The organism is Nonomuraea sp. NPDC049421, assembly GCF_040677005.1.
Classification (GTDB): domain Bacteria; phylum Actinomycetota; class Actinomycetes; order Streptosporangiales; family Streptosporangiaceae; genus Nonomuraea; species Nonomuraea salmonea.
The window spans coordinates 104,091-114,918 of sequence record NZ_JBFAQA010000034.1; the positions used below are offsets into that span (position 1 = coordinate 104,091).

Annotated in this window: 14 protein-coding genes; 6 read left to right on the top strand and 8 right to left on the bottom strand. The window is 66.9% G+C overall.

The features are described 5' to 3' along the window. Positions 1-2: 2 nt before the first annotated feature. The 6 genes from AB0K18_RS41465 to AB0K18_RS41490 form a co-directional block, all read right to left on the bottom strand. Entirely contained in the window at positions 3-1,253 is a 1,251-nt protein-coding gene (locus AB0K18_RS41465; RefSeq protein WP_364926221.1) for an ABC transporter substrate-binding protein, read from the bottom strand. A 19-nt stretch (positions 1,254-1,272) separates the two neighbouring features. Further along, positions 1,273-1,971: an FCD domain-containing protein gene (locus tag AB0K18_RS41470; RefSeq protein ID WP_364926223.1), complete on the bottom strand. Its 699-nt coding sequence runs from the start codon at positions 1,969-1,971 to the stop codon at positions 1,273-1,275. A 92-nt stretch (positions 1,972-2,063) separates the two neighbouring features. Continuing rightward, positions 2,064-2,588 (bottom strand): DUF305 domain-containing protein, encoded by a 525-nt coding sequence (locus AB0K18_RS41475; RefSeq protein ID WP_364926225.1) that lies wholly within the window; start codon positions 2,586-2,588, stop codon positions 2,064-2,066. 19 nt (positions 2,589-2,607) lie between these two features. Then, the gene (locus AB0K18_RS41480) at positions 2,608-3,600 is read right to left on the bottom strand and encodes a phosphotransferase (RefSeq protein ID WP_364926227.1); all 993 of its coding nucleotides are present in this window, start codon (positions 3,598-3,600) and stop codon (positions 2,608-2,610) included. Further along, complete coding sequence (locus AB0K18_RS41485) at positions 3,597-4,076, bottom strand: GNAT family N-acetyltransferase (protein ID WP_364926229.1); 480 nt, start codon at positions 4,074-4,076, stop codon at positions 3,597-3,599. Before AB0K18_RS41485 ends, AB0K18_RS41480 begins: the two co-directional genes overlap by 4 nt. Before the next feature lie 40 nt (positions 4,077-4,116). Then, entirely contained in the window at positions 4,117-4,827 is a 711-nt protein-coding gene (locus AB0K18_RS41490; protein WP_364926231.1) for a transglutaminase domain-containing protein, read from the bottom strand. Between the two features lie 217 nt (positions 4,828-5,044). Here AB0K18_RS41490 and AB0K18_RS41495 point away from each other — a divergent pair, with 217 nt between their 5' ends. Together AB0K18_RS41495 and AB0K18_RS41500 are read left to right on the top strand one after the other, a co-directional pair. Continuing rightward, positions 5,045-5,344 carry a hypothetical protein gene (locus AB0K18_RS41495; protein ID WP_364926233.1) on the top strand — a complete coding sequence of 100 codons (300 nt, stop codon included), beginning with the start codon at positions 5,045-5,047 and terminating at the stop codon, positions 5,342-5,344. A 110-nt stretch (positions 5,345-5,454) separates the two neighbouring features. Beyond that, positions 5,455-6,036, top strand: a complete 582-nt coding sequence (locus tag AB0K18_RS41500) for a dihydrofolate reductase family protein (RefSeq protein ID WP_364926235.1) — start codon at positions 5,455-5,457, stop codon at positions 6,034-6,036. Here AB0K18_RS41500 and AB0K18_RS41505 read toward each other — a convergent pair. Then, on the bottom strand, positions 6,018-6,974 hold the full coding sequence (locus AB0K18_RS41505; RefSeq protein ID WP_364926237.1) for an aminoglycoside phosphotransferase family protein: 957 nt from the start codon (positions 6,972-6,974) through the stop codon (positions 6,018-6,020). The genes AB0K18_RS41500 and AB0K18_RS41505 overlap by 19 nt on opposite strands. Before the next feature lie 43 nt (positions 6,975-7,017). Between AB0K18_RS41505 and AB0K18_RS41510 the strand changes: the two genes are divergently transcribed. After that, a complete protein-coding gene (locus tag AB0K18_RS41510; RefSeq protein WP_364926239.1) occupies positions 7,018-7,623 on the top strand; it encodes a GNAT family N-acetyltransferase in 606 nt (201 codons plus the stop codon). 214 nt (positions 7,624-7,837) lie between these two features. Continuing rightward, positions 7,838-8,188 (top strand): hypothetical protein, encoded by a 351-nt coding sequence (locus tag AB0K18_RS41515; protein WP_364926241.1) that lies wholly within the window; start codon positions 7,838-7,840, stop codon positions 8,186-8,188. Positions 8,189-8,311: 123 nt separating this feature from the next. Here the strand turns inward: AB0K18_RS41515 and AB0K18_RS41520 are convergent, their stop codons facing one another. Further along, entirely contained in the window at positions 8,312-9,151 is an 840-nt protein-coding gene (locus AB0K18_RS41520; protein WP_364926243.1) for a helix-turn-helix transcriptional regulator, read from the bottom strand. A 186-nt stretch (positions 9,152-9,337) separates the two neighbouring features. On the opposite strand from AB0K18_RS41520, the gene AB0K18_RS41525 reads away from it, so the two are divergent. Together AB0K18_RS41525 and AB0K18_RS41530 are read left to right on the top strand one after the other, a co-directional pair. Next, positions 9,338-10,090 (top strand): SDR family oxidoreductase, encoded by a 753-nt coding sequence (locus tag AB0K18_RS41525; protein ID WP_364926245.1) that lies wholly within the window; start codon positions 9,338-9,340, stop codon positions 10,088-10,090. A gap of 455 nt (positions 10,091-10,545) precedes the next feature. Beyond that, positions 10,546-10,683 carry a hypothetical protein gene (locus AB0K18_RS41530; protein ID WP_364926246.1) on the top strand — a complete coding sequence of 46 codons (138 nt, stop codon included), beginning with the start codon at positions 10,546-10,548 and terminating at the stop codon, positions 10,681-10,683. Positions 10,684-10,828 lie beyond the last annotated feature (145 nt).

Below are 10,828 nucleotides of genomic sequence, written 5' to 3' on the forward strand. Positions count from 1 at the left end.
ACTCACTGATGCGTGCTCCAGTACTCGTCGGCGGCCTTCTGAATGGTCTCCAGGACCTCCTTGTACGACGCCGGCTCGGTGACGAACTTGCTGAACCCGTCGAGCGCGGCCGTCAGGATCGGCGGCGGCGTCGCCTCGAAGTAGCGGTTGACCAGGCGGTACTTCCCGCCGCCCGCGTCCTTGGTGACCGTGCCGAGGACCTTGTCGTCGATCGTCACCTTCGGGTTGGCGCTGACGTCACCGCGGCTCTTGGCCCACTTGTCCTGCGCCTCCGAGGTGGTCCACCACTTGAGGTACTTCATGCTGGCGTCGGGGTCGGCGGCCTTGGTGAGCGAGCACAGCGGGCCGCTCTCGAAGATCATCGACGTCTTGGGCAGGGCCGGGTCGACGTTGGGGATGACGAAGAAGTCGTAGTCGGTGCCGGCCTTCATGTCGCGGCTGGTCATGCTGGTGTTGAACCAGGTGCCGAACGTCACCATCGCGGCCTTGCCGTTCTTGAGGACGTCGCCCGGGTCCGTTTTATCGCCGGGATTGATGAAATATCCGGCGTCGATGAGCTGCTTCCACCGCTCCATCACCTGCACCACACCCGGGTCGGTGTACTTCGCCTTGCCGGTGGCGAGGCGGTCGTACAGGTCGGGGTCGGTGCCGGCCAGGAGCTGCTCGAACCAGACGAAGGAGAACAGCACGCTGGTGTGGTAGAACGCCTTGACCCCGTTCTTCTTCAGGGTCTCCGCCGTCTGGACGAGCTCGTCCCAGGTCTGCGGCGGCTTCAGGTCGTACTTGTCGAAGATCTTCTTGTTGTAGAACATCCCCCAGTAGGCGACGTTCATCGGCACGCAGTACTGCTTGCCGCCGACCGTGTAATAGGGCAGCAGGTCCTGCGACAGGTCGCCCGCCTTGATCGCCTCCTGCCAGATGGCCGAGGTGTCGGCCACCTGCTTCTGCTTGACGATCTCCTCCAGCATCCCCCCGGTCTGCCAGGTGAACAGGTCCGGCTTGACGTTCGTGCGGAACGACGCCTTGATGAACGCCTGGTACTGCGCCGAGTCCGTGTAACCCGTCGGCTTCATGCCCAGGCCGATCCGCTGCTTCGACAGCGCGCCCATCTCGTCGAAGAACTTCGACCACGCGCCCTTGTCGTTGTAGAGCGTCAGCTCCGTCTTCTTCTGCTGCTCGCCGGCGCCGTTGCCACCGCAGGCGGCCAGGACGAGCGCCGCCACGCCGAGCGTGGCCACACGTGACCGGAACATGAGCCGGCCTCCTTGGATCTCATCGGGGGGATTGCAACCTGTGCTCGATAACGGTCTTCACATCGACCAGGTGGGCCCGCATGCGCTCCTCGGCCTGCGCCGCGTCGCGTGCTTCGATGGCCCCCAGGATCGCCAGGTGCTCCTCGTAGTCGCGGCGCCGGTCGTCGAAGATCTGCAGGATCTCGCGCTGCTCCGGGCCGTGCACGGTCAGCAGCGAGTCGACCACCTCGTGCAGGACGCTGTTGCCCGCCAGCCGGGCGGTCGCCCGGTGGAAGGCCATGTTCGCGTCGTGCAGCTCGGCGTCCTCGCCGCGCAGGTGCCTGCCCGCCTCGTCGAGCACCCGCCGCAGCGCCGTCAGCTCCGCACCGGCGGCGTGCTCCGCGGCCATCGCGGCCAGCGGCGGCTCGATCACGATCCGCGCGCCGAGCAGCTCCAGGAGCTGGGGGGCGTGCATCTCGCGCATGTTCGGATTGGGCAGCACCAGCCGCTCTATCGCGGGCCCGACATAGATGCCGGAACCGTGCCGCATCTCGATGGCCCCGGTGGCCTCGAGCCTGCGCAGCGCCTCGCGCAACGTCGGGGTGGTGACGGCGAAGCGCTGGGAGAGCTCCCTGGTCGAGGGCAGCCTGTCGCCGGGCCGGTGCCCGCCCGTACGGATGAGCTCCAGCATGCGCTCGGTGAGCGCGTCGGAAAGCGAGGGCCGCGTTACCTCGGACATATCAAGTGATCTAATCACTTTTCCGGGATGGCGTCTATGAGGGATGCCGTTTCGTCACAGACCGCGTAGTGAGACGGGCTCTCGCTGCTTTGTCAGCGCTTGAGCAGCTTGAGCATCATGTCGATCTGCCCCTTACGGGAGCTCTGCACCTGCGCCGCCCACTTCTGCACCTCGGGATTGGCCCCCTTCGCCACCTCGGACGACGCCATCTGCACGGCGTCGTCCTGGTGCGCGACGAGCAGGTTGAGCAGGTCGTACTCGAAGTTCTTGGACGCCTTGAGCTCCTGGACGCGCTTGGCGTCGGTCTCCGGCATGCCGCCGTGGTGGTCGTGCGCGCTGCTCGGCGGCGTGAGCGGCTGGTCCCAGTCGCGCAGCCAGCGCGTCATCATCTCGACCTCGTCCTGCTGCGTGGTCTCGATGGCCGAGGCCAGGGTCTTGACCTCGGGGTCGGTGGCCTGGGACGTACCGACCTTGGCGATCTCGATGCCCTGCCGATGGTGCTGCACCATCATCTGGACGAACATCACGTCCTCGGCGTTCACCGGGGGCTCGTCCCCCTGCCCGCCGCCGCAGGCCGTGATGAGCAGGAGCCCGAGGACCGCTAAGACCGTACGCAACCGCCTCAACTCCCGCTTATCAGCCAGGAAACCTTCCTATTCGAAGATCCCCACCCACGCAAGGGCCCTGGACGAAGCTCAGCGCCTCCCCGATGTGCTGCCGGACGATGCCCATCATGAACTCCCGATCAGGGAAGTCCCCGTCGAGCAGCCGCAACGGGCCCGCCACCAGCGACAGGTGCTGCGCCAGCCGGTAGAAGCGCATCCTGGCCTCGTCCAGGCCCTCGACACGCAGCTTCGGATAGCGCTCGCCGAACCTGATGCGCAGGAAGACGTGCTCCCACTCGACGTCGAAGAACCGCGCGCCTTCGATGTCGATGAGCACGGGCTCGCCGCCGTCGTCCATGAGCAGGTGGTCAGGGCCCAGCTCGCCGTGGATCAGAGCGTGTTCCGTACGCGGCTCGATGCCGCCCGCCATGCCGTGCAGCAGTTCCTCGAACGCCGTCCGCTTCTGACTGATGGCCTCGACCCGTCCGGCCGCCTCTCCCAGATCCTTTAGTGCCCACCCCAACACCACCTCAGGACACGTCTCAGACCTTCCCTCTCCCGCCTTGACCGGCCCGACCTCGCCGAGCCCCGCCGACCGGTGCCCCGCCATCCTCTGGAGATGCTCGGCCAGCCGTTCCATGCTGCCGTCGTCGCTCCCGAGCCGCTGCTCGAGCGTGCCGCCACGAACGTCCTCGACGACCGCCACCTCAGCCGGATAGAGCCGCCCGCTCCCGTCCACGAACCGCAACTCCGGCACCCGGACGCCCAGCTCGCTGAACTCCTGATGCGCCGCCAGAAACAGCCCCATCTCCGAACGCCCCTTGTCGGCGCCCGCTCCCCAGAAGTTCTCCGCGTCGGCCCACACGTAGAGGACAGCGCTCGGCCCGCGCTCGAACATCAGCCGATAGACCCCCTTCTTGGTGCCACCCCGCAGCCGCTCCACCCGTTCGAGCTTTTCACCGAGCGCCTCGCGTACCAGGGGACCAAGGTCCTCCACAGAAGCGAACCGCCGTTCCGTGCTCACAGGGCCTGCTCAAGGTGGTGCCGCATCGGCCGGAACCCCAGCTCGGCGAAGAAGGCCAGCGCGGCCTCGTTGAAGTCCCACACATCGGTGAGCACGGAGGTGCAGCCTGCCGCTCTGCCGGCCTCGCGTACCGCCCGGGCGAGAGCCGACCCTACCCCCGACCTCGCCACCTCGGGATCGACCGCGATGTGCTCGATGGACACGAAACTCCGCGCCCGCATCATCACATCGCCTTCGCGCCGGTGCACGACCCCGGTCACGTACCCGACCGCCCGCCCCGCTTCCTCGGCCAGGAACGCCAGCGCCCCCTCCCTGCCCAGGAACCGCACGAAGAGCCGCGCCACCTCCTCCTTGTCCCCGGCCGGCACGAACACATCCGGCCGCGCCTCGACATGCAGGGCATGAACGATCTCATTCAACCGGGCGAGCACCACCGCATCCGCCTCAGTGGCCCGCCGCACTTCGATCTCCGTCACCGCGCAATGGTCCCCACCCCAGCCAAGGACCGCCACTGATTTACCCGCCCACACCGCGCCGGCTCATCACCAGATCGACCGCCCACCGCACCCCGGGCCGCAACGTCTGCCCGTACTCCCGGAACAACTCATCCCGCGTCCCGAAATGTCCGAGATCAGCCACCACCCGCGCCGACAGATCGCAGGCCGGCGCGACGGCGCCGTCCCAGTCCACGGCCGTCCTGGCGACGGCGTCGAACAGCGTCTCAGCCCCGGCGTTGTCGAACCCGGAGTCCACGCACAACCCGTCGTAGATCTCGGACACCGCGACCCAGCACCCCTCCACCCGGAACTCGGGCCACGCCAGCACCACCTCGTCAGGCACCAGCACCCGCATGCCGGGAAACCGCCCGTACCAGAAGCCCCCGTCGATCACCCGCCCCCTGACCCGCGTGGCGAGCCCCCGAGCCCGAGCCACCGCCTCGAGCACCGCCATCCGCTGGCTGCACGACCCCCGCCCCCGCCGCACGGTCACGGACACCGGCTGCTCGTCGTTCATCGCGTAGACGGGACGAATGCGGTCACCGATCAGCCGATGCGCCTCGCGCACCCACTCCCGGCCCCCCACGCCCCTGACCTCGTCCGCCAGGCGCGCCACCCGAGGATGCCCCCAGTCGAGGATCCGCGTCGCCTCCACCCCACCCGCGACGACCGCCGGTTGAGGAGTGTTCCCTGATAACCGCCGCCGGGGCATGAGCAGCCGCGAAGTCACGATCCCCTCCTGGGTCCATTCACCTCATGAGCAGCATCAGACGCCGCAAACAGAAAGCCAACCCCCAAAAGACCCCTGACACGGACGCACCCCCTTCATTCCAGCACCGACCCCCGATCCCGCCATCATGCCGATCTTTGCCCGGATATGGCGACCCCGCCGGGCATCGGCGATGCTGGGGCGCGTGGAGTACGTGTCCAGAGTGCCGGAACCACCGTTGGACAGTCTGATCGACGACCTCTACTACCTCGCGGGCGCGCCCCCGTACCCCAAGCTGATGCTCCCTCCGATGCCGTCCGCCGTGCTCATCGTCAACCTCGGAGATCCGTTCCGCATCGGGACCGCCGACTACGGCGACGGCTGCGTGCTCACCACCCCCACCCACGCCGTCGAGTTCGGCCTGGTCCGCCACACGAGCGGCGTCATGGCGGCGGCCATGGGAAGGGTCACCATCGGCGACCTACCCACGAGTTCCGCACATTCACCGGACTCACACCCACCCGGTACGTCGAGGTAAGGCGCCGCTTCCTGCACGAACACCCCGGCCACGCCCTGGACGTCGGCCCACTCCCCGCCGTTTGATTTCTTACAAGCCCCCGCCCCATGGGACACGCCAATATGGGCCTCATGGGCAAGGTCATCATGTACGCCACCGTGTCGGTGGACGGTTTCATCGCAAAGGACGACGACGAGGTCGGCCCGCTGTTCGACTGGATGTCCAGCGGCGACATCCCGCTCGAGGAGAACGGCCATATCAAGGTGACGCAGGCCTCGTACGACTACGTCCGGCCGTACTGGGACGAGATCGGCGTCACGATCGCCGGCCGCCACGTCTTCGACCTGACGAACGGCTGGGACGGCAAACCACCCGCTGACATCGACCACGTGGTGGTCGTCACCCACCGCCCACCGCCCGCCGACTGGGACCCGCAGGCACCCTTCCACTTCGTGAACGGCATAGAAGCCGCCATGGCCAAGGCCCAGGAGCTGGCCGGCGACCGCACGGTAGAGGTCGCCGCAGGGAACGTCGGCGGCCAAATGCTCGCCGCCGGCCTGGTGGACGAGGTGGCCATGGACGTAGCCCCGGTAGTCCTCGGCACCGGCAAACGCTACTTCGGCGCACTGAACGCGATCCACCTACTGGAAGACCCTCACGTGGTGATCCAAAGCACCCGAGTCCTCCACCTCCGCTACCGAGTCCGCCACTGACCTCCACTGAACACCGGGTTCCGCCGCAACTGCTCGGCACACCACCGAAAGTGCCCGTCCTCCGCACCCATGCCGAACAGATCGTAAGTGGTGAGCGCGTACACGGCCTGGTACACGCGCAGAACATCAGCCGAATACGAAAACTCCCGCGCAAAGAGCTCGGTCAGCTCCACGCTGTGCTCTCCGGCATACGGCCCATACATGTCCCAGATGATCGCCGTCACCGCCGCCTCGAACGCCGGATCCCCCGCCGTCGTGAAGAACCCGAAATCAAGCACGGCAACAGGCCGCCCATCGCCGGCAACATGAACGTTGGGCGGCACAAGATCCCCATGGATCGCAGAGACCGGCCCATCAGCCACGGCCCGCAATCCACTCAGCACCCTCCCAACCCCAGCCTCAAAGTCCGGAACCCGCCCCTCGAGAGCGGCACCATTCCTGCTCACCGCCCGGTCGACCAAACCCGCCAGAGCATCCTTGAAGCGCCGATGCCCCTCCCACAAGGGCCGATCATCCCCCTGAACACTCAACCGCCGCATCACCTCAGTCCCCGGCACCGAAGCAAGCCCCCGCAGCACGATTATCAGCGCCTCCTTATGGGACGCAGGCAACTCCCGCCCGTACTGCTCATGCACCGACCTCATGGGAACACCGGGCAACTCCCGCTCATACGTCACCACGACGCCATCGTGCTCGTGCACGTCATGAATAAGCGGAGTAGCAAAGGGCAACGGACACTGCGCAACATCGGCGAAAACCCGCCGACTGACCTCGGTCTGCGGCCGCCCATTCACCCAAACCTTGGCCACCCGCCCGTCCCCGAGCGAGTACACAACCCCCTCAACCCCAACCCCGATCCGCCGCACATCGGTATAACCACGCTCACGGAAGTACTCAACCCACGAAAGGCCGCTGCTCGCCCTCTCCGAAATCTCCACCCGTGCATTGAACCAGCACCCATGAGGCCCTTACGTTCGATCCATGATCAATCACGGCGGCCCTGAAGAAGCCACGCATACTGCCGACCCACCCAGCGCTGACCTGGGCCGCTCCCGTCGCGTCATCCTGCGCCGCATGACCAGCCACGATCAGGACGAGTTCCTCGACCGAGTCCGTGCCACGGACGGCCTGAACCTCCCCGACACCCCGGAAGCGTTCCAGACCTTCCTCAGCCGATTCGACGAGGGCCGATCCGCCGATGCCTTACTGGTCCGCCTCCGCGACACCGGCGCCATCGCCGGCAATATCAACATCAACAGCATCATCCGCGGCCGCTTCCAGAACGGCTCACTGGGCTACGCCGCCTTCACCCCATACGCCGGCCACGGCTACATGTCAGAAGGCCTGGCCCTGGCCCTGCACCACGCGTTCATCACACTGCAACTGCACCGCCTGGAAGCCCAGATCAGCCCCACCAACCAGCCCTCCATCAACCTGATCGAACGCCACGGCTTCCGTTACGAGGGCTACTCCCCCGACCTCCTGTTCATCAACGGCGCCTGGCAAGGCCACGGCCGCTGGGCCCTCACCAACGACATGCACGGCACCCTCCCCGACACCCCTCACCCCACCTTGCCCACCCATTGACTCGTAGGCCGCAGCTCTCGAACCAGGGCATTCCTCCGGGAGGAGATCTCCCGACTGGTCGGCCACAGCAGCACAGCGGTAACGGAGCTGGACTACCGCACGCAGCTCCGCCCCGTCCTCCAAGGAGCGCTGTGGCAATGGACCGCATCCTTGTCTCTTGATAAGAACGACAGGTTTCATCGTGGGCAGGTCTCGCGACAGGGACAATCAGGGCGTGCGATTACTAATCATCTTCGTTGCCCTGGCAACGCTAACGTCATGCGGGTACATCGATCGGCAACGCATCTCGCGTTCATTCGCCGAGATGGAACAGGTCGCCCAGACGATGGGGCCAGAAAGCAGCCAGATGAATGGGCCGCTGGAGGTCGGAGAGGCTGAGTTTCAAGCTGTCTATCGAGAAGGCGACCGCGTCTATTTCAAGGTGGGTTATAGCTGGGGCGGTGTGGACCCCTACGGCTACGTATGGAGCCCCGAGCACGTTCCGGTCGATGACTCCAACCCGGCGGTCGCTTCGTCCTTCGAACACATCGAGGGCCCTTGGTATCGCTGGAGCGACAGCTACTAGTCGGGAGCAACGCCCGGGCTTAGTCACTCGGAAGCTCCTCAAGATCCCTTCAGGGGCTTCCGACCTGGAGCCGCCTTGGGGATTCGAACCCCAGACCCCCGCGCCCGGGCCCCGGTCCACTCGTCACAGGTGCGTCGCCCGGCGCAGCAGGCGGTCGATGTTCTCGCGGCTGCGCCTGTCGGTGGGGGTGTGGACGACGAGGCGGACGCCGGGGTGGTCGGTCAGTTCCATGCCGGTGGCGTGCAGGCTCACTTCGCCGATCCCCGTAACGTCGTAGCGCTTGTCACACAGGCGCGGTGGAGCGACGTCGTGCGTTGCCCAGAGCCGGGAGAACAGCGGGCTGGCGGTGCACAGCCTGGTGACGAAGTCCTGCCATTGCGGGTCGCCCATGTTCTGGCTGTAGCGGTAGCGGAATCCTGCCACGGCCTCGGGTGCCTGCTCGTCGCGATTGACGATGTGGTGCTGCCACTCCGGTGCCGCGAAGAGGTGCCAGAGGGTGTTGCGCTCGCCGGGCGGAGCACTGACCAGAGCGGGGTGCAGGGCGGCGTATGGACGGTTCCAGCGCAGCACCTCGGTGCGGGCGTCGACCAACATGGCGGGCAACGGGTCCAGCGCTTCCAGGACGGTGTCGAGGTGGCCGGGGAGCTCGGTCGGCGGATCACTGATGACCGGAGGCCGGGGGACCTCGGCCAGACGGTAGAGGTGGTCGCGCTCGGCGGCGTCCAGAAACAGCGTGCGGGCCACCGCGTCGAGCACCTGGGAGCTGACGTTGATCGGCCGCCCCTGCTCCAGCCACGTGTACCAGGTGATTCCGACACCGGCCAGCTGGGAGACCTCCTCGCGGCGCAGTCCGGGGGTGCGCCGACGGACTCCCGGGCGTATGCCGACCTCCTCGGGTGAGACCCGCGCGCGTCGTGAGCGCAGGAACTCCCGCAGTTCAGTCCGGTTCGTGGTTGTCGGCACATGTCCACTGTGCCAGAGCCGGTAGGGCGTCGGCCTGGTGCCGCTAGTACCAGCATCAGCAGGCTTCTGGAGCCGGTGTCCGCACAAGGCGCAGGCTCGTACTGCCTGTGTTCCTCAGGACGTTCCCGGGACGTCTTGCAGGACGTTCCTCAAAGCGGCCACCCAGATGAACGGACGACGAGTTCCATGAGCAACGCATTCCATAACAAGGTCGCGGTCGTGACGGGCGGAAGTGCCGGTATCGGCCACGTCACCGCACGGAAGATCGCCGAAGGGAGCGGCACCGTCTACATCACGGGCCGGGACCAGGACGCCCTGACGGCGGCGGCCGCGGACATACGGGGTGATGTCATCGGGGTGCGGGCCGACTCGCGCTCGGCCGACGACCTCGACCGGCTCTTCGCGCAGGTGGAGCGGCGCAGCGGCCGGCTGGACGTGCTGGTCGTCAACGCGGCGGCGATCGCGACCGCACCGCTGGGAACCATCACCGAGGACGTCATCAGGATGGTCTTCGACGTCAACATCACCGGCACGATCATGACCGTCCAGAAGGCGCTGCCGCTGCTGGCGGACGGTGGCGTCATCGTCCTCACCGGCTCGATGGCCGCGCACAAGGCGTCGCGCGGGCGGAGTCTCTACGCGGCCTCCAAGGCCGGGGTCCGCGCCCTCGCCCGTACCTGGGCCCTTGAGCTGACCCCACGCGGGATCCGGGTGAACGTGGTGAGCCCGGGTCCGACGGACACGCCCGGGATCGCACAACTGGCCGCCACCGCCAAGGAACGCGAGGCGCTCATCGCCACGATGGGCACCGGGACCCCGATGACCCGGGCCGGTACCGCGGAAGAGGTCGCCGCCGTCATCGCCTTCGTCGCCTCGGACGCAGCCTCTCACGTCAACGGCGCCGACTACCAGGTCGACGGCGGATACGGCCAGGTCTGACACCCTCACGGGGCCGTCACGGACTACCCGGACACGACCGAATGTCCTCGATTGTGCGACATCCCGTGAGTTCCCCATATCCCGCGCCACCTGGGCCACGGGCTTGCCGGTCTCCTTCACGATACCCACCGCACCCGCCCGGAATTCCGGATCAAAGCGCCGCCGCTGACTCCTGCCACGACCAAACCTCTCCCGGTTCGGTCTCCACGCTACGAGGAGAAGCCGGCCTCCCCCTGCCCGCCTTGTGCGCCGCCGCTCTACGGCACCGCCGCCGTGTCCAGGACGACGCCCGCCGCGAGGCCGGCGACAAGTGGCAGGACTCGGAACTCGTCTTCACCACCAAGTGAGGTACGCCGATCGAACCCCGCAACTTCAACCGCTCCTTCGAGCTGCACGCGAGGAAGGCCGGCCTGCCGCGCATCCGCGTTCACGACACCCGCCACACCTGCGCCTCGATGCCGGCCGCCCTAGGCGTCCACCCGCGCATCCTGCGGCACTCGCAGATCTCCGCGACCATGAACGCCTACACCCAGATCGCCAGCCCGGAGACCCGCAAGGCCCTCGACCAGCTCATCGCCAACCTAGATCTCTAGCCCCACAGAACCGTAGTCATGCAACACATCAGCGGAGGCCATTCCAACGGCTAGATCGTTGATGTGAAATTCGCTGATCGTCTGCGGGCACAGCGAAGGGCGTCCAAGATCGGTTTGTGAAGACTGAGCTGGACGCCCTTCTGAC